General features: G+C 42.7%; 21 protein-coding genes and 1 pseudogene. 12 read left to right on the top strand and 10 right to left on the bottom strand.

Annotated elements, in window-relative coordinates; genetic code table 11:
- The 5 genes and pseudogenes from B9G53_RS06810 to B9G53_RS06825 all read right to left on the bottom strand — a co-directional run.
- Positions 1 to 300, bottom strand: a pseudogene (locus tag B9G53_RS06810) (copper-binding protein); the annotation flags it as partial.
- Between the two features lie 81 nt (positions 301 to 381).
- On the bottom strand, positions 382 to 1,128 hold the full coding sequence (gene fabG / locus B9G53_RS06815) for a 3-oxoacyl-[acyl-carrier-protein] reductase (protein ID WP_094530505.1): 747 nt from the start codon (positions 1,126 to 1,128) through the stop codon (positions 382 to 384).
- Positions 1,129 to 1,189: 61 nt separating this feature from the next.
- The gene (locus B9G53_RS26735) at positions 1,190 to 1,447 is read right to left on the bottom strand and encodes a hypothetical protein (RefSeq protein WP_141211726.1); all 258 of its coding nucleotides are present in this window, start codon (positions 1,445 to 1,447) and stop codon (positions 1,190 to 1,192) included.
- Complete coding sequence (locus tag B9G53_RS06820; protein WP_094530507.1) at positions 1,396 to 2,946, bottom strand: tetratricopeptide repeat protein; 1,551 nt, start codon at positions 2,944 to 2,946, stop codon at positions 1,396 to 1,398. The genes B9G53_RS26735 and B9G53_RS06820 overlap by 52 nt, the downstream gene beginning before the upstream one ends.
- A gap of 361 nt (positions 2,947 to 3,307) precedes the next feature.
- Positions 3,308 to 4,048: a C39 family peptidase gene (locus B9G53_RS06825; RefSeq protein WP_176453129.1), complete on the bottom strand. Its 741-nt coding sequence runs from the start codon at positions 4,046 to 4,048 to the stop codon at positions 3,308 to 3,310.
- Positions 4,049 to 4,058: 10 nt separating this feature from the next.
- Here B9G53_RS06825 and B9G53_RS06830 point away from each other — a divergent pair, with 10 nt between their 5' ends.
- The 3 genes from B9G53_RS06830 to B9G53_RS06840 all read left to right on the top strand — a co-directional run bounded on the left by B9G53_RS06830 (position 4,059) and on the right by B9G53_RS06840 (position 6,674).
- Positions 4,059 to 5,015 carry a branched-chain amino acid ABC transporter permease gene (locus B9G53_RS06830; RefSeq protein WP_094530511.1) on the top strand — a complete coding sequence of 319 codons (957 nt, stop codon included), beginning with the start codon at positions 4,059 to 4,061 and terminating at the stop codon, positions 5,013 to 5,015.
- Between the two features lie 244 nt (positions 5,016 to 5,259).
- The gene (locus B9G53_RS06835; protein WP_094530513.1) at positions 5,260 to 5,481 is read left to right on the top strand and encodes a DUF4327 family protein; all 222 of its coding nucleotides are present in this window, start codon (positions 5,260 to 5,262) and stop codon (positions 5,479 to 5,481) included.
- 254 nt (positions 5,482 to 5,735) lie between these two features.
- Positions 5,736 to 6,674 (top strand): cyanophycinase, encoded by a 939-nt coding sequence (locus B9G53_RS06840; RefSeq protein ID WP_176453130.1) that lies wholly within the window; start codon positions 5,736 to 5,738, stop codon positions 6,672 to 6,674.
- Positions 6,675 to 6,705: 31 nt separating this feature from the next.
- On the opposite strand, the gene B9G53_RS06845 is transcribed toward B9G53_RS06840, so the two are convergent.
- Together B9G53_RS06845 and B9G53_RS06850 are read right to left on the bottom strand one after the other, a co-directional pair.
- On the bottom strand, positions 6,706 to 7,674 hold the full coding sequence (locus B9G53_RS06845; RefSeq protein ID WP_094530515.1) for an SPFH domain-containing protein: 969 nt from the start codon (positions 7,672 to 7,674) through the stop codon (positions 6,706 to 6,708).
- Between the two features lie 67 nt (positions 7,675 to 7,741).
- The gene (locus B9G53_RS06850) at positions 7,742 to 9,331 is read right to left on the bottom strand and encodes a pentapeptide repeat-containing protein (protein WP_176453131.1); all 1,590 of its coding nucleotides are present in this window, start codon (positions 9,329 to 9,331) and stop codon (positions 7,742 to 7,744) included.
- A 175-nt stretch (positions 9,332 to 9,506) separates the two neighbouring features.
- Between B9G53_RS06850 and B9G53_RS27955 the strand changes: the two genes are divergently transcribed.
- Positions 9,507 to 9,665, top strand: a complete 159-nt coding sequence (locus B9G53_RS27955) for a hypothetical protein (protein ID WP_217901525.1) — start codon at positions 9,507 to 9,509, stop codon at positions 9,663 to 9,665.
- Here B9G53_RS27955 and B9G53_RS06855 read toward each other — a convergent pair.
- Positions 9,662 to 9,850, bottom strand: coding sequence for a pentapeptide repeat-containing protein (locus tag B9G53_RS06855; RefSeq protein WP_094530519.1), 189 nt, complete (start codon positions 9,848 to 9,850; stop codon positions 9,662 to 9,664). The two genes, B9G53_RS27955 and B9G53_RS06855, sit on opposite strands and share 4 nt — an antisense overlap.
- Before the next feature lie 129 nt (positions 9,851 to 9,979).
- Between B9G53_RS06855 and B9G53_RS06860 the strand changes: the two genes are divergently transcribed.
- Together B9G53_RS06860 and B9G53_RS06865 are read left to right on the top strand one after the other, a co-directional pair.
- Positions 9,980 to 10,237, top strand: coding sequence for a hypothetical protein (locus B9G53_RS06860; protein ID WP_094530521.1), 258 nt, complete (start codon positions 9,980 to 9,982; stop codon positions 10,235 to 10,237).
- Between the two features lie 5 nt (positions 10,238 to 10,242).
- Entirely contained in the window at positions 10,243 to 10,557 is a 315-nt protein-coding gene (locus B9G53_RS06865; protein WP_094530523.1) for a type II toxin-antitoxin system RelE/ParE family toxin, read from the top strand.
- A 32-nt stretch (positions 10,558 to 10,589) separates the two neighbouring features.
- Here B9G53_RS06865 and B9G53_RS06870 read toward each other — a convergent pair whose 3' ends face one another.
- The gene (locus tag B9G53_RS06870) at positions 10,590 to 11,231 is read right to left on the bottom strand and encodes a Uma2 family endonuclease (RefSeq protein ID WP_094530525.1); all 642 of its coding nucleotides are present in this window, start codon (positions 11,229 to 11,231) and stop codon (positions 10,590 to 10,592) included.
- A gap of 252 nt (positions 11,232 to 11,483) precedes the next feature.
- On the opposite strand from B9G53_RS06870, the gene B9G53_RS06875 reads away from it, so the two are divergent.
- The 5 genes from B9G53_RS06875 to B9G53_RS06895 all read left to right on the top strand — a co-directional run bounded on the left by B9G53_RS06875 (position 11,484) and on the right by B9G53_RS06895 (position 14,644).
- Complete coding sequence (locus B9G53_RS06875) at positions 11,484 to 12,356, top strand: 6-carboxytetrahydropterin synthase (protein WP_094530527.1); 873 nt, start codon at positions 11,484 to 11,486, stop codon at positions 12,354 to 12,356.
- Between the two features lie 63 nt (positions 12,357 to 12,419).
- Positions 12,420 to 12,713 carry a hypothetical protein gene (locus B9G53_RS06880; RefSeq protein WP_094530529.1) on the top strand — a complete coding sequence of 98 codons (294 nt, stop codon included), beginning with the start codon at positions 12,420 to 12,422 and terminating at the stop codon, positions 12,711 to 12,713.
- An 89-nt stretch (positions 12,714 to 12,802) separates the two neighbouring features.
- Positions 12,803 to 13,048 carry a DUF2281 domain-containing protein gene (locus B9G53_RS06885; protein WP_094530531.1) on the top strand — a complete coding sequence of 82 codons (246 nt, stop codon included), beginning with the start codon at positions 12,803 to 12,805 and terminating at the stop codon, positions 13,046 to 13,048.
- Positions 13,035 to 13,451, top strand: a complete 417-nt coding sequence (locus B9G53_RS06890) for a type II toxin-antitoxin system VapC family toxin (protein WP_094530533.1) — start codon at positions 13,035 to 13,037, stop codon at positions 13,449 to 13,451. The genes B9G53_RS06885 and B9G53_RS06890 overlap by 14 nt, the downstream gene beginning before the upstream one ends.
- A complete protein-coding gene (locus B9G53_RS06895; RefSeq protein WP_254923580.1) occupies positions 13,418 to 14,644 on the top strand; it encodes a WD40 repeat domain-containing protein in 1,227 nt (408 codons plus the stop codon). The genes B9G53_RS06890 and B9G53_RS06895 overlap by 34 nt, the downstream gene beginning before the upstream one ends.
- A 37-nt stretch (positions 14,645 to 14,681) precedes the next feature.
- On the opposite strand, the gene B9G53_RS06900 is transcribed toward B9G53_RS06895, so the two are convergent.
- The gene (locus B9G53_RS06900) at positions 14,682 to 15,593 is read right to left on the bottom strand and encodes a lipopolysaccharide assembly protein LapB (protein WP_094530538.1); all 912 of its coding nucleotides are present in this window, start codon (positions 15,591 to 15,593) and stop codon (positions 14,682 to 14,684) included.
- Between the two features lie 233 nt (positions 15,594 to 15,826).
- Between B9G53_RS06900 and B9G53_RS06905 the strand changes: the two genes are divergently transcribed.
- Entirely contained in the window at positions 15,827 to 16,426 is a 600-nt protein-coding gene (locus tag B9G53_RS06905; RefSeq protein WP_094530540.1) for an aminodeoxychorismate/anthranilate synthase component II, read from the top strand.
- Positions 16,427 to 16,452 lie beyond the last annotated feature (26 nt).

Here is a 16,452-nt window from a genome sequence, read left to right on the forward strand (position 1 = left end):
CCGATCWAAATCTTTGCTAGTGAAGTAATGTTTTAAGCCGCTAGGATTATTCAGCAATAACTTGTAGCGTTTGCCCGACTCAAAGGTGAAGCGATCGGGAATAAATTTGAGTTCGTTGGCAGTGTTACTCAGACTGACTTTTACCTCGATCGCAGTTTGTTTGGTGAAATCAACTGATGCAATTTTGATTGGTGTATTGGTTGGTGCTGCGATCGCTAAATTGGGACTAATCACCAAAAAGCTAATCACAAATATCCAAAAACTCAGAACTTGGCTAAAAATTTTGAAGGTGTGGCGCATATGGCTCTCTCTCAAAAAACTAACAGAATTTAGGACTCGGCGATTTAATTTTTGTAGCGCGGCTTCGTCGCGCTACAAAAATTAAGCCATGACCATGCCGCCATCGACATTAAAGACTTGTCCAGTAATATAAGCAGCCGCAGGGTCAGCCGCTAAAAATCTCACCATTCCTGCAATTTCTTCAGGTTGACCATAGCGACCAAGGGGAATAAATTTGAGAATATCGTCGGTATTCTTGAGATCTGCGGTCATATCTGTAGCAATAAACCCTGGGGCTACTGCATTCACAGTAATGCCACGGCTTGCCATTTCCTTAGCAACGGTTTTAGTAAAGCCAATGACTCCAGCCTTAGCGGCACTGTAGTTTCCTTGTCCAGGATTACCCATTTGTCCAGCGACGGAGGCGATATTAATAATGCGACCCGATTTTTGCTTGAGCATGACTTTTGATACGGCTCGTGTGGCAAGAAATACGCCTGTTAGGTTGAGGTCAATTACGGCTTGCCAATCTTCCAGCTTCATTCGCAGCAAAAGGGTATCGCGAGTAATACCAGCATTATTTACCAAAACATCTATACGTCCCCATGCATCGATCGCGGATTTGAGTAAGCTCTCCACTTGTGCTTCGTGGGACACATCTGCATGAAAGGCGATCGCCTCACCACCTTTGCTTTTAATTTCGGCAACAACTTCTTCGGCGGCGCTAGCGGAACTGGCATAGTTAACCACGACTTTTGCACCTTCAGCCGCAAGTGCAACGGCGATCGCGCGTCCAATGCCTCTAGATGCACCTGTAACGATCGCCACATGACCTTCTAAAAATCCCATGCTTATATTAAAAACTCCATAATCTATTTCATAATTCTGGTCGCGATGTGCGCGACCAGAATCACAGTTTAACGATTTGAGTGTCACTTAACACATAAAAACAGGCTGTGCCAGCAATTCTCATTATGTAACCGATTTTGGTGTTTCCAGCGCCTTCGGCGCTGGAAACACCAAAATCGGTTTTTTGAAAGCCCGCCAACGGCGGGCTTTCAAAAAACCGATTTTTATAATTAGAATTGCTGAGGCTGTGCCAAGCACAGCCTGTTTTTATGTAATCCCTTGCAATGCTTGGATTGCTTGCTGCGTTCGCTTGATCCATTCCGCATCACGATTTTCTTCGTATAGCTTTAAAGCCTCTTGGTAAGAGCGAATCGCATTACTGACCTCACCCTTAAGCGTATACAACGCGCCTAGCCCGAAATGAGCCTTCGCAAAGGTAGGATTTAAAGATAGAGCCTTGAAATAGGCAGCTTGAGCTTCGCCGAGTCTGCCCCGATCAGCATAGGCAAGTCCCAAACTGGTGTAGTCCACCCATAAATCTTCTTTACCAATCGCAATGGTTTTCTGAAAAGCATCAATCGCTTCATCACTATTGCCCTGAGAGCGCAATAAATTACCAAGATTGCTATAAGCCACAGCATTCTTAGTATCAATGGCGATCGCTTGACGAAAGGCAGTAATTGCCTCAGAAGTACGATTTTGATCAGACAGAACCCGTCCAAGATTATTGTAAGCAGCCGCATATCGCGGATTAATCGTGATCGATTTCTCATAGGCTGCGATCGCCCCTTCGAGATCTCCTTGACGACGCAGAGCTAGCCCTAGCCCGTTGAAAGTACTAGCAACTCTCGGATTTAGTTCAGTACTGCGTCTAAAGGCTTCGGCAGCTTCAGGAATATTTTCCTCACGCAATAGAGCACTACCTAGAGCCGCATAGATATCGGCATTACGGGGATCTTGTTGGGATGCTTTGCGGAATGTGGCGATCGCATTGGGGCGATCATTTGACTGGTTATAAGCCAAGCCAAGATTGTAATAAACATTCGGGAAATTTGGATCAAGCGTAGTTACCCGCTTATAAGCATCAATTGCGCCTGTATAGTCACGATCTTCATACAGCGAGATCCCTAGGGCAAAATGGGCAACCGCATACTGGGGCGCAAGCTCGATTGCCTTACGATAAGCAGTGATCGCCTCTTGGCGATTACCTTGCCGACGCAGGACTGTCCCCAATCCGTTGTGAGCAAGAGCATATTTAGGATCAACCTCAATTGCTTTGCGGAAAGAGGTAATTGCTCCTTGAAGATTATTTTTGCTCTCGTAGGCTAGCCCCAAATTGTAATAAACAGGAGCAAGATTGGTGTCAGCTTTACTAAGCTGAATAAACTGGTCATAAGCATCGATCGCTCCATTGGCATCACCTTTTTGATACAGGGCTATCCCCAGACCATAATAGGCGGGCGTATAATTTTTATCGATCAGAATTGCTTGGCGGTGAGCTTCGATTGCACCTTGAATATCCCCCTTTTGGCGCAACGTTACACCCAAACCATAGTAAGCAGGCACTAACTCTGGACTCGCAGCGATCGCTTGACGATAAAGGGTCAGGGCGCGATCAAGTTGATTTTGTTCCCTTAGCGAGTTAGCTCTTTCTACCAACTTAAGTGGTGTGTTGGCTAGTGGATCGCTCTGGGCAATCTGAGTCGTTACAGTAGGTGATGTTTGAGCTAAGGCGATCGGGTCAAGAGCAGGAGCGAAACTACACATTAGCGGTAAAAAGCCCACTACTGCGATCTTCGTAATTGCGATTTTGATCATAGTTAATATTGCTTATAGCTTGTTTCTGCCATGAGAAGTTATGAGTTGGTAAAAGCAGAAATGATCATGAGCAGTAGATTGGCAAATTAGAAAAACAAATTAAAAGAGCTGAGTCTTGATCCATCACACCACATCAATGACTTTAGCAAGGAAACCTATCAAATTGTGGATTTCAATTATTTATCGTATTTGCAATGTTGCCTTAAGCTGATGCGTCGAACGGCTTAAATTTCTATAGATAGCGCAAAACGCTCCCTATGGAAATTCCCGATTACTCCAGACCCATAAATTTTTTGAAAGATTTGCTTTGCAAATCTTTCAAAAAATTTATGGGTCTGGGTTTCAGCGCGAAGCGTTGTAATTATTTGTCTACCCATACAATGGTTCTTGCTTCTACACCATTACTTTTAAGAACACTGGCGATCGCCCCACTCACATCTCGATCTAAGCCCAAATTCCATCTTGTCTGAAAATCTTGATAGGACAAAGCATAGGTTTGGCTATTGGTATCTGTGTAATAAATTTGTTGGCTTACTGGATCAGCCCCCGTTACAGCAATCCAATGTAAGTAAGGAATCGAGCCAATATAGGGCATGGATAGACTGCCAACTCGCACCAAGGCAATTACAGGTTTACCCGATCGCACTAAATTAATCAGCCGATTAAAACTAGTCTTTGGAGATTTTTTAACGCGATCGCCTTCCCATCGTTGCATGACCTGTTGCAATGTCTGCGGCGGTGTGCCAGTTCGTACCTCAATCCATTGGTTATCCAAAGGATTACGGAATTTTTGCGGCAAAAACAGTTTTTTATCCGTCGCGGCTCGAACTGTTGCATAGTTAACATCATGCCCGTAATAGCGCAATATCCGCGCCGCCGAATTTGGTCCACAACTCCAGCTATCATTTTGTATGCCTGTATCAGGCAGTTGAATTGGTTGGGATGAAACATTTGCAGCAATCAAATTCTGAGATTTATCCTGAGATTTGTTTTCTGCGCGATGAGGACGCTTGAGTGTAGTGATCGCGGATATTGATGGTGTGACTGTTACAGCGATCGCGATAGTGGCGATCGCAAGTGTAGAATTTTTTAAAAAACCCATAAAACCTCGCATGGACTTTTCGGTATTTTTACAGCAGTTTTTAAATGGCTTATCGATTGGCAGTGTTTATGCCATCTTTGCCCTTGGCTACACATTAGTATTCTCGATTTTAGGAATCATTAACTTTGCTCACGGAGCAGTGTTTACGCTCGGAGCATATTTTACTTATGTACTCTGCGGTGGTGCGTTTGGATTTAATGGCATCCTTGCTAACTTATCTTTACCAAAAGAACTACATTTACCTTTTTTTGTTGCCATTTTCATTAGCAGCATCCTCGCAGGAGGAGTAAGTGTCCTGATCGAGCGGATTGCCTTCCGCCCTTTACGTGATCGCCAAGCTGACCCATTGCTCACCTTAGTTTCTAGCTTGGGCGTAGCCGTAGTGATCGTCAATACAATCCAATATCTGGTGGGAGCCGAGAGCTATAACTTCCCTGCCAATATTTACGGCAGCTTGCCACCAGCGATAAATTTCGGCACAATCGATAAACCAATCAATATTCGCACCGTCCAAATTGTCATTTTTGGAGTATCAGGACTAATCTTAGCAATTCTCACCTATGGGATTAATTTCACCAAGCTGGGCAAAGCCATGAAAGCCGTGGCTGAAGATGCAGTTACTGCCAGTCTTTTGGGCATAAATACCGATTTTTTTATTCTGCTTACCTTTTTCGTTTCAGGTTTTTTAGGTGGTCTCGCAGGAACTCTAGTCGGCTCAAGTGTCAGCATTTCTGGTCCCTATTTTGGGATCGGCTTTGGCTTAAAAGGACTAGCCGTAATTGTCTTAGGGGGGCTAGGCAATATTCCTGGAGCTGTTGTTGGTGGCGTTATCTTAGGACTAGCTGAGTCCTTTGTTCCTTCCGATCAGTCAGCCTATAAAGATGCTGTAGCCTTTGCGTTACTGTTCATCGTCTTACTTGTGCGCCCTCAAGGACTACTTGGCAAAACCTTTGTCCAGAAAGTGTAGAACAGATAAATGTGCCGTGGCGCATTTATCTGTTCTAACAAGAAATATTTTTTTACTTTGAGTTTCATTTACTTTTATGTAGTAGCAAAAACTCCGTGCGAAGATAATTAAAGACTGTATTCTGCATTACAGACTTCAATTATCTTTTAGATAAGTTCCAGTTTAAATAAGTTCAAGTTATTGGGCAAATCACTGAATTTATTAAGCAAATTATTTAGCAAAAACCTATACAGAGAGTTTGGTTATGTTGCAATCACTTTACTACTCCATCGGCGCTATTCAAGATGAAGCAAGACATTTACTCGAAAGTGGAAGGCTCACACGTAGCCAACCAATTCATACTCTTTGTCGCTTCTTTCGCGATCGCGAATGGTGTCAGATCGAACGAGAATTAGAAGATAATCAATACCTATTACGCGATCGTATTTGTGATTTAGTTAGTCGTGAGTGTTGGCAAAATGATTAAATAAGTACAAAATAAGGCAGGTACTTTGCCCACCTTATTTTGTACTTATACTAAATTAAGAAATGGCTACGCCATTTCTTAATTTAAAAACCCTTACTGGGTTTGAATTTTAATTCACAAAAGTGTTGTCACACTTTCGTAAATTGGTATTACTTGATGAAATACTAGTCTTTAACAGCACAAAAGTTATACAATCTGACTAGGTTTAGCCATATTGCTAGCCATGTAAGCATCAATGGAGGTAATTCAAACCATTGGCGAGTCAGCAAGAGCAAAAACTGAGTCGAGGCGTGAACCTAATCAATCGCCTAAAAAAATTTGTTGACCAATCTGCTAATATGCTGAACTTAGATGAAGATGTGGCAATAGATAGGGGCATGACTCAAATTATTAAGTCGGCGGTAATGGTAATTGGTGGTGGAGAGGATAAAGTCCAAGACCGCAAAATTCTCAAAGCCTTTGTAGAAAGTTCTGGTGGCTCCCAAGCTCGCATTGCTATAATTCCATGCGCCTCAAGAGAACCTGATATTATTGGACGAATTTATCATGATATTTTTACTGAACTCGGCGCAAGTGCGGTAGAAGTATTAGATATTCGTGAGCGTCCTCGTGATGATTATCCTGAAGCAGAAGCTTTAGTGGATCGGTTTACAGGCATATTTATGACTGGTGGCGACCAACTGCGTCTTTGTGGTTTGATTGCCGATACTCCCTTTGCAATTACGATCGCCAAGCGGATTGATGAAAAGCGTCTAGTTTTAGCTGGTACAAGTGCAGGCGCAGCCGCAATGGGCTATCACATGATTTCTGGAGGTAGTAGCGGCGAGTCTCCGCATAAGGAACTGGTCAATATGAGTACTGGCTTAAGTATCCTGCCTGAAATCATTGTCGATCAACACTTTCATAATCGTAATCGGATGGCGCGTCTGATGACGGCGATCGCCGCGCATCCTGACAAAATCGGTATTGGTATCGATGAAGATACGGTAGCCATTTTTGAGCCAAACAATACCATGCGCGTTTTGGGACGTGGTACTGTCACCGTAGTCGATCCTGGTGAAGTTTCCTATAGCAACCAACTATGGGTTAGTGGCACGGCTCCATTGACAATCCATAACTTACGTGTGCATATTCTTGCCGCAGGATGCAAATATCACATGCTCAAGCGCATTCCTATTAGTCCATCGGTATAAACAAAAAGGCTCGCAAAGCGAGCCTTTTTGTTTACTTAGTCCAATCACCTGACTCTGGGTTATCCACAATTGATTTCAGCCCTTCTAAGGTCGAAGGCAGCGATCGCGGGTCCATAAACATAACTTTGCTACTGCCACTGGAGCCAATGGTCGTTCCCATCGCAATATAGTTCTGAGCTAACAAAAATTGCAGCGCCTCGTTTGCTTGAGGATTGCCCTTCATCGACTGCAATAGTACTTGCATCGCTTGAGATGTACCTTGAGCTTTAAGTACCTGCTCTTGACGTTCCGCTTCAGCACGCAAAATTCGTGACTGCTTCTGACCCTCTGCTTCTAAAATGGCAGATTTTTGTGAAGCCTCAGCATTTAGTAACTGCGACTCAGCCAAGCCCTTCGCCTGATTAACAGCCGCTTCGCGCTCACCTTCAGAATTGAGAATAGCCGCCCTTTTTCTGCGCTCGGCTGTCATCTGCATTTCCATAGCTTCCTGCACAGCTTTAGCAGGTAAGATGTCGCGCAATTCCACCCTTGTTACTTTCACGCCCCAAGGATCAGTGGCGTCATCTAAGTCACGTAACAGAACTTCATTAATTTTATTTCTTGCCGTGAAAGTTTCGTCAAGCTCTAAACTACCTAGTTCGGCACGAATCTGAGTCAAGACAATATTTGCCATCGCTTGACGTAAATTTTCCACACGATAGAAAGCCTTCTCCATGTCAACTACGCGCCAGTAAACTACTGCATCGGCGGTGATTGATACGTTATCGCGAGTAATACATTGTTGCGGTGGAATATCTAGTACCTGCTCTTTGATTGATCCTTTGTAGCTGACGGTATCAATAAAGGGCAAGATAAAGTGGGGGCCAGCAGGTAGTTTACGTTTGTATTTCCCAAAGGAGGCAACCAGTGCTTCTTCACCTTGGTTAACTATTTTAAATGACGAACTACCGAGACCAAAGAAGACACCCGCACCGATCACAAAACTAAAAAATAAGTCCATAATGTTTTTCCATCGTTGCTTGAACTCACGTTAATAATAGCTTGATTGATTGGCGAAAGGCGATTTGCTATGCACCGAAAACTTTGCTCACGGTTTCGACGATTTTGGCGATCGTGGGAATGTTGTCGATAATGCGTTTTAAAGCTCGAATTGCCTTGCTGGCAAGGGTTGATTTTTCTTCAGGCTTGTCGTGAAGGGCAATTTTAGCAAGATTTTCGACTTGTTCGAGAGCATCGGCTTTGTCTTCATCAGCAAGCTCTTTGTCGCTGCTAATTGCTTCTTGCAGTTGGGTTAAGAGAGTTTTGATGTCGCCACTGTCTTCTTTGTTTGGGATTTGGTTAATTGCATTGGTAACATTGCCTTTGATTTCACCAAGGTTGATCACGTTACCAGAAATATCTCGACCTGCTTTGATTGTTACGGGATTTTGCTCTGCCACTGCTTTAGCCTCATTTTGAATGTTAACATTAGGTGATTTTGCAATCTGAAGAATTTCTTTGATATCGGCTATGTTTTGCTTCTGGAGCAGAATCATCGCTTCCTTAGATTCTAATTGAGCTTGGTATTTTGCTTCAATTTCCTTGAGTTTGGTTTCGTAACCAATATCGAAATTATGCTCGAATTTACCTTTATCTGTATCCTGTGGAACGGCAACCGTTAATTCGACATCTTGACCTTTTTTCTTGATTTCTTGAATGTCATCAGGATTTATATCTGGATATTCTTCTGTAAGTTTTTCCCATGCGGCGATGAAGGCTTCGCGGTTGATGCCATTGCGGATGAGTAGCTGCACGATGTTGATGGTTTCACTGTAGCGTTTAGTAAAGTCACCTGCTGCAAACTCTTTTTCAGGATCGTGGGGACGGCGTTCGCGGCTGCCTTTGGCGTTGGGATGCTCTAGCTCAAAAACAAAGCGACAATCGACATCATCAAGTTTGGTGGTGTGGTCATAGCTCCAACCTTCTAGGCAAACGCCTGTCATTTGTGCGCCTGTGAAATCTGTACTGATTGCTTGGGTTTCAGTAAAGTTTACCCATTCGAGATTTGCATTACGGAAACTTGCTTCGCTTAGGATGGCACGTTTGAAGTTGACCTTCTCTAAATAAACACCGTCAAGATTTGCGCCGCGCAGGTTTAAGCCTTCGTAGGATTTGCTTTGGTTGGGTTTGCCTGTGACTAATAGTTCGCGTACTTCGGAGTTAGATAAAATTGATGTTCCTAAACGCGATCGGTTTAGATTTCTTGCTTGCTTCCAAATAGTGCGTGTCAGGTTAGTAATATTATCTTGGGAATTACGAAAATCACTACTGGTAAGTGAAGCTTCTGTAAAGTTAGAATTGGTTAAATTTGCATTACGAAATTTAGTGCCACCAATTGTCGAAAATATTAATGCAAATTTGTGTAATATCTCAAACTTGGGGTTGCCATTTAATGAGCAATATGAGTAGTAGATTCCTGATAAATATACAGATATAGTTCCAGCCGACGCAGAAAATCCAGATATGACTCCAGCAATATATGCAGACAGAACTATAGAAATAACTACAGGTAAGGCAATCTTACTAATACTCACATCAATACTGTTAAGGGCAGCAACAGCCGCAACCCCAGTGATAAAAATAACTATCATCAAAGCCGCAACTATAGAATAAGACATTGCAGCAAATCCCAATAAGGCTCCAATATTAACTAAGGTACAGTCCTCACTACTACAGGCAATGTTAGTGCGATAAATGATAGAAATTATATAAGACAGAAATATACTTAAGACTCCGAGTATAACCACAGATATATATAAATCTAAAAAATATTTTGATGTAAACCCCTGACGGATGGTTACACAACTCATCACAACAAAAGTAATAATGCTTGATATAGTAAAAAAATTACTTAATCCAAACGAAGACATCCTGAGGTTGAATGCGAAAAATGCTACAGATGCACCAATTATTCCTGATAAGCTTAATACTATAAATGCAAGAATTAGCTAAAAGACTAGCCACCACTTCTGTACCCCTGTCTTAGCTTTTGAGAAATTCGCCCCTCTCAAAATTGCACCCGTAAAATTTGTCCCCCTAAGATCCGCACCGCTAAAGTCTGAGCCTGAGAGGTCTTGCCCCTTAAAACATATACCTCGCAAATTTTGACCAGCATAGTTTTTCGCCGTAGAGGTCATAGACTTAAAACTTCCAGAAACTTGGATTGATTTTACGATGATTCTCCAAAATTTTCTGCCAAATTTACAACCTGTAGCTCGCCAAATAAATGACCTATACTCAAAAAATATAGTTACATCAGACTAACGATGACAACCCTAACAGTTACCCTGCCCGAATCCTTGACCCTATATCTACAAGAGCAAATAGCATCAGGGTCTTACTCCAATGCCAATGACTACATTCAAACCTTAATCCAGCAAGATCGATCGCGCAAACAATACCTTGAACCACTCATTCTCGAAGGTATCGCTTCAGGAGCGCCAACCCCTATGACGAGCGATGATTGGAATGCAATCCGTCAATCAGTCCGCAACAACCATAGCGATCGCCCTCAAAATAGCTAATACCGATGGCTAACATCAACAAACGCCCGATCGTAATTCAGGACTTAATTGCCCATGCAACCAATATCAGTCTGGAAAATCTTGATGCAAGCGATCGCTTTCTCTATTCTGCTGAAGCCACATTTAATGTTATTGCTCAATTTCCAGCAATCGGCAAACTTAGTAACTTCAGCCATCCACAGCTAACTCAAGTTCGTCAGTATCAAATCAAAGGGTTTACGAAATACATCATTTTTTATCAGATTCAATCTCCTGAAACTGTTGAAATTCTTAGAGTTTTACATGGCGCTCAAGATCTCGAATCTATACTTACCGAATAGCAAATAGCTACTTAGCTGATTGTTATCAGAGATTATGCTTCAAGCCCTAATGCCGCTAAGCGATCGCGTAAGTTTTGAGCCTCTAATTCAGCAAGTCTCGCTCGTTCTTCCGCAGACTCTGCTCTCTGAGTTTGTTCTTGCAAAGCCGCAAATAACTCACTGGGGATTAACAACTTTTCACCATTATCTTGGCGATAGAAATTAATCAGAGAACCTTCAAATTCAAGGCGCAAACCTAACACTTGACTCAATCCATCAGCGATCAGCTCATAAACCAGTGAATCTTCTTCCTTTTCTGGCAGATTAGCTTGACGACGATAGCCACGTAACTTTTCAGGAATCCATTCACCTTTAGGATCGAAAAGCCAATATTCTAAAACCCCAATACTTTCGTAAAGCTCCCGCTTTTTAGTTTGGTCGTAAGCTTGTGTACTAGCAGAAGTCATTTCAAAAATGACACTGGGCACTTGTCCTGTTTCCCAAATTTTGTAATTGTCATAGGGTTGTTGCGGAATATCAAAAATTACCATCACATCAGGCGCAACCCGCAATCGAGGAAAACCCTTTGCGTAATACAAAAATTGATCGGCAAGGATAACAGGCGATCGCTCTGCAAATTTTTCGGCTAAATAATTGCGTAATACGGCTACCGTTGCAATAATTGCATCATTCATCTTCGTCAAACCTCAAACAATGCGATCGCACTGATAGCAAGGGACTTTTAAAGATATTTTTTAATTATAGCGATCGCCGCAAATATAGCTAGGATGCGGTGCTCCGCGCCACCTCCTACTTGTTGGTTTTTAATTATCGCGATCGCGATCAACGCCGCAAATATACTTAGTCACGAAGCGATCGCTGAAAATGCTAACGTATTAATATAAATTTACAATTCTTCAAGCCTTGTCTTTAGTGGCTTATTCCTGATGGCTAAATGTGTAATTAATCGCCGAGCCGAATTTTCTGCTAGTCATCGTTACTGGCTACCCGAAATTCCAGACGAGGAAAATCAAGCCAAATTTGGCTTATGTACAAACTTTCCACCCCACGGTCATAACTACGTTTTGTATGTTGGGATGCAAGGCGAAATTGACAACACTGGCATGGTACTTAACCTCTCAGATGTCAAACATACGATCGCTCGTGAAGTTACGACTCAATTAAATTTTTCCTATCTCAATCAAGCATGGGAAGAGTTTCAGCAAACTCTCCCTACCACTGAAAATATTGCCCGTGTGATCTGGCAGCGTTTAGCGCCGCACCTGCCACTGGTAAATATCCGCTTATACGAACATCCTGAACTCTGGGCTGATTATCAAGGTAATGACATGCAAGCACATTTAACAGTTAGCACTCACTTTTCTGCCGCTCATCGCCTCGCTTTAGATACACTCTCTCTCGAAGAAAATACAGCAATTTATGGCAAATGTGCTCGTGTGCATGGGCACGGGCATAATTACCATTTAGAAGTCTCCATCGCAGGCGAAATCGATCCACGTACTGGCATGATTGCCGATCTAGGTGATTTTCAAAAAGCTTTAGATCAATATGTACTTGATCCAATGGATCACACATTCCTAAACAAAGATATTCCTTACTTTGCGGAAGTTGTGCCAACTGCTGAAAATATTGCAGTCTATATTCAAAAAGTACTGACACAGCCTATTCGCGAAATTGGCGCAAAGTTGCACAGTATTAAATTGATTGAAAGCCCTAATAACTCCTGTGAAGTTTACGGTGAATATCAACTTTCAGAGATTGAACATTCTTTAGAAGAAGCTTTAGCAAAATCAGCCTAGTCAACAGATGAGCGATGCCAAGCATCGCTCATCCCCAAATAACCCGTTAAAAAATATTTCATCATGTCTGACGTAAATGTTTCGGCAATTGAAAGTGAGCCAGAAGAAGAAATCGTTATCGATCGCCTTGAGTTAGATAAGGTAATCACAAGGCTAACTAATACCCTCGAAGATGGTATCAAAAATGGAATTAAGCGTGGACTGTTGCATTTGCCAGCTAGCGATCGGCATTTGTTACTCGTCGCCTCTGACATGGTGCAGAAATCAAAAAAATTTCCTAATTACAAATTGACCTTTTATCACAAAGGCATGGGCGAAGATACAAACACTTGTGCTGTCACCTTTACAGAATTATAGTGCTTCTCATTTTTTGGCGGCTGACCGTGACTGTTAACCTAATGAGTCAACTCTTGCCATAATAAAAGCAATGTGATCGCCATACCCTCATGATAGAAACCATTCATCAAGAAATTGACAATCTCCCCAAAGAAGCCCAAGAGATTCTTTTAGACTTTGTTCATATTCTCAAAAAAAGATATCTACCCACTGCAATACCAGATAAACCAGTTAACAATTACGAGAACTTCAAAAAAATTGGCTTAATTGGTTGCTGCTCAACAGATCAAAACCTATCCACCAACTACAAACATATCCTTACAGAGGGCTGGACAAAAAAATATGATCATCGTTGATACAGGCTTTTGGTTAGCACTCATCGACGAAAATGATCGCTATCACCAAAAATCCGTTACAGCCCTTCAAAAATATAACGAACCCCTTATTACAACTTGGTGCGTCGTCACAGAAACGACTTACCTATTGCTCTCCCGTCTTGGCATCCAAACCGCAATCAACTTTATCGAAAGCCTAAACCAAGGATTTTTCAGCATATTTCATCTAGAGAATATCCATAACCCACGCATTATCGAGTTAATGCAAAAATATGCTGATTTGCCAATGGACTTAGCAGATGCATCACTTGTAATTTTGGCTGAGCATCTAGGACATGGCAGAATCTTTTCCGTAGATCAGAGAGATTTCAATACCTATCGATGGAAAGAATGTCATCCGTTCACAAATCTATTAATATCGTAATCTCAAAATCACAGCCAAAGTCACAGGATGCAGTTCTCGGCGGACAAGTACCACCGCCGCTCGGTGCTGTAGTGTTAGGTGGCTTGGAAGGGGTAAAACGCAGATTAAGTAGCCCTGCGATCGCGCCAAGAATTGCCGCTTTGAGAGAAGCTCTCAACTATGGCGCAACGGGTTTAGAATTGATTTTACGGGGTCTAGAAGATGAATCGCTCAAAGTACAGCGCACGGCTCTGTTATTGCTGTGGCGCAGACCTGAATCGCATATTCGTCAAGCTTTAGCTAACTATAGTCAATATCATCTATTCGATATTGTTGATACTTTGCAAGGTCATGCCGAGGCGATCGCTACACTTGCTTTGTCAGCTAATGGCAGGATTTTATATAGTGCTGGTGCAGACTTCACGATCAAGGTTTGGGATTTAGGAAAAGATCGAACTCAACATAAGCAAATTGGCACAATTCGCGGTCACAATCATATTGTTACATCCATTGCCATCAGTGCAAATGGTCGTATCTTAGTCAGTGGTAGTCGCGATAAAACGATCAAACTCTGGGATGCGCGATCGGGAAAGGAACTGCTGACATTGACAGGACATATTGGCTATGTCAACTCGGTGGCAATTACGCCCGATGGCAAGACGTTAGTTACAGGCAGTCAAGACACCACGATCAAACTTTGGGATATTAGAACGGGGACAGAAATTCGTACCCTAAGAGGTCACACCAGTCTTGTAGATTCCGTTGCCCTTAGTCCCGATGGCAAAGCGATCGCCAGTTGCAGTTGGGATACCACTATTCGGGTGTGGGATTTAATCTCTGGCAAACAAAGCTGGGAATTTATCGGACATTCAGCGCGAGTTCTCTCCTTTGCGATCAGTCCCGATGGACGCACTCTTGTTAGTGGCAGTCTCGACACTCGCATCAAAGTCTGGGATTTGCAAACAGGTAAAGCGATTCGCACCCTAGAAGGTCATTGGGGCTGGGTGAAGTCGCTGGTGATTAGCCGTGATGGTAAAACTTTAATCAGTGCCAGTTATAAAGAAATCCGCGTGTGGAATTTAGAAACAGGTGAACAAATTCAAGTCCTTAATGGACATGTCAACCTGATCAATGCGATCGCCCTAAGTCAAGATGGTCAAACTTTAGTCAGTGGCGGCGAAGACTGCAATATTCATGTCTGGAGTGTTCCCTAAACAAGAAAATTTTTTGCGAGGCAAAAAATTTTCTTGTTTAGCTACTGCGTAATCTCTGAATTTGGCGATCGCTTTGTTGCGCCCATGTAATGTTTTTTTGCTGATTAAAAAATGCTTGCGCTTGAATAAAAGATTGAATAGCCTCTTGCTTCTGTCCAGCCCTTACCTGCGCCACCCCAAGCGTATAAAAAGCCTCCGCATAGTCTTTACGGAATTGCAAAGCATTACGCAATTGCCCGATCGCCTTTTCAGTCTGACCTTGAATTAATAAAGCCGCCCCCAAATTGTAATAAGCCTCTGCATATTCAGGATTTAGTTGTAGCGCCTTGACATAGTAGGCGCTCGCCTTTTGGAGATCACCCTGAGCTTGAATTAATAGCCCTAAGTTATAGATCGTTTCAGGTGCTTGAGGATTTAGCTTGAGAGCTTGGTTGAGATTGGCGATCGCATTGTTAATGTCTTTTTTTTCTTTAAAGGCTAGACCGAGATTGTAATAAGCTACTGAGAGTTTTGGATCAAGACGAACTGCTCTTTGTAAATTGGGAATTGCTTGGGTCGGATCACCCGACTGCAATTGCGCCGCACCTAAATTACTGTAAGCGATCGCAAACTTAGGGTCGAGTCTGGTAGCCCGTTGAAAAGAATAAATAGCCTCTTTGAGCTTGCCCCCCTGCACATAGGCTAGACCGAGGTTGTAATGTGCAGCAGTAAGCTCAGGATTTTTCTTGATCGCCGCCCGAAAAATTACCACCGCCCCTTCTAAATTCCCCAAACGCACATAGGCATTACCACGCTCCAAAAGCTGATCGGCAGTTTCGTTAGGTGGGACAACAACCTGTTGCTGGAACTGCACTTTTTGAGGTGGCTTTTCACGCAGTTGGGCGATCGCCACATCTGCACACACCCCAACGACTAAGACCGACGCGACAACTCCCAAAACTGGTTTCATAATCTTTTCTGGTCTGAATTCTTGATAAAGAATGTTAAATTGAGAAAGCTAAATTTGAGTAATAAATTAGCGATCGCTACTCAGCCCTAAGCTTTATACAGCGATTTGAGTTCAAACCCAAAACAAGAAATTTTTTTGAAATAATTGCTTTGCAACCCTTTTAAAAAATTTCTTGGGGATTGTTCGATCAGTAATTGCTGTAAATAAGCTTCACAAATACAAGTCCTGTAAACATGATTCTCGTTATCGACAATTACGACAGCTTTACCTATAACCTTGTACAGTACCTTGGGGAATTATTGCCTGAATTCCCTACATTAGGCGAAATTATAGTTAAGCGAAATGACGAAATAAGCATCGAAGAAGTCAAGCAACTTCGCCCCGCAGGAGTCGTAATTTCACCAGGACCCGGTCGTCCCGAAGAAGCGGGCGTATCCCTAGATATCATTCGGGAAATGGACGCAAACACTCCGATATTAGGCGTATGTCTCGGACATCAAAGTATGGGGTTGATGTATGGCGGCAAAGTTGTGTCTGCACCTTACTTAATGCATGGCAAGACCTCACAAATTTATCATACGGGAGTCGGTATTTTGGCAGGGCTAGCCAATCCATTTACCGCAACTCGCTATCATAGTCTGGTGATTGACCGCCAAAATTGCCCCGATGTACTTGAAGTTACAGCATGGACTGAAGATGACATAATCATGGGAGTCCGACACAAGCAATATCCTCACGTTCAAGGTGTCCAATTCCATCCTGAAAGTATCTTGACTGAGGCAGGCAAAGACTTGCTGAGAAACTTCCTAAAAGGATTAAGCGTCACAGTCTAATGCCTAAAGTATCGTGGTGGGGCATT

It is taken from the genome of Pseudanabaena sp. SR411, from assembly GCF_002251945.1.
GTDB lineage: Bacteria > Cyanobacteriota > Cyanobacteriia > Pseudanabaenales > Pseudanabaenaceae > Pseudanabaena.

Coding starts and splice junctions, on each gene's coding strand:
- B9G53_RS06845 (WP_094530515.1), bottom strand. CDS start 7,674: ATGGACTTATTTTTTAGTTTTGTGATCGGTGCGGGTGTCTTCTTTGGT.
- B9G53_RS06860 (WP_094530521.1), top strand. CDS start 9,980: ATGACAACCCTAACAGTTACCCTGCCCGAATCCTTGACCCTATATCTA.
- B9G53_RS06880 (WP_094530529.1), top strand. CDS start 12,420: ATGTCTGACGTAAATGTTTCGGCAATTGAAAGTGAGCCAGAAGAAGAA.
- B9G53_RS06875 (WP_094530527.1), top strand. CDS start 11,484: ATGGCTAAATGTGTAATTAATCGCCGAGCCGAATTTTCTGCTAGTCAT.
- B9G53_RS06830 (WP_094530511.1), top strand. CDS start 4,059: ATGGACTTTTCGGTATTTTTACAGCAGTTTTTAAATGGCTTATCGATT.
- B9G53_RS06870 (WP_094530525.1), bottom strand. CDS start 11,231: ATGAATGATGCAATTATTGCAACGGTAGCCGTATTACGCAATTATTTA.
- B9G53_RS27955 (WP_217901525.1), top strand. CDS start 9,507: ATGGTTACACAACTCATCACAACAAAAGTAATAATGCTTGATATAGTA.
- B9G53_RS06865 (WP_094530523.1), top strand. CDS start 10,243: ATGGCTAACATCAACAAACGCCCGATCGTAATTCAGGACTTAATTGCC.
- B9G53_RS06820 (WP_094530507.1), bottom strand. CDS start 2,946: ATGATCAAAATCGCAATTACGAAGATCGCAGTAGTGGGCTTTTTACCG.
- B9G53_RS06835 (WP_094530513.1), top strand. CDS start 5,260: ATGTTGCAATCACTTTACTACTCCATCGGCGCTATTCAAGATGAAGCA.
- B9G53_RS06885 (WP_094530531.1), top strand. CDS start 12,803: ATGATAGAAACCATTCATCAAGAAATTGACAATCTCCCCAAAGAAGCC.
- B9G53_RS06905 (WP_094530540.1), top strand. CDS start 15,827: ATGATTCTCGTTATCGACAATTACGACAGCTTTACCTATAACCTTGTA.
- B9G53_RS06850 (WP_176453131.1), bottom strand. CDS start 9,331: ATGTCTTATTCTATAGTTGCGGCTTTGATGATAGTTATTTTTATCACT.
- B9G53_RS06855 (WP_094530519.1), bottom strand. CDS start 9,850: ATGACCTCTACGGCGAAAAACTATGCTGGTCAAAATTTGCGAGGTATA.
- B9G53_RS26735 (WP_141211726.1), bottom strand. CDS start 1,447: ATGGATCAAGCGAACGCAGCAAGCAATCCAAGCATTGCAAGGGATTAC.
- B9G53_RS06895 (WP_254923580.1), top strand. CDS start 13,418: ATGTCATCCGTTCACAAATCTATTAATATCGTAATCTCAAAATCACAG.
- fabG (WP_094530505.1), bottom strand. CDS start 1,128: ATGGGATTTTTAGAAGGTCATGTGGCGATCGTTACAGGTGCATCTAGA.
- B9G53_RS06825 (WP_176453129.1), bottom strand. CDS start 4,048: ATGGGTTTTTTAAAAAATTCTACACTTGCGATCGCCACTATCGCGATC.
- B9G53_RS06890 (WP_094530533.1), top strand. CDS start 13,035: ATGATCATCGTTGATACAGGCTTTTGGTTAGCACTCATCGACGAAAAT.
- B9G53_RS06900 (WP_094530538.1), bottom strand. CDS start 15,593: ATGAAACCAGTTTTGGGAGTTGTCGCGTCGGTCTTAGTCGTTGGGGTG.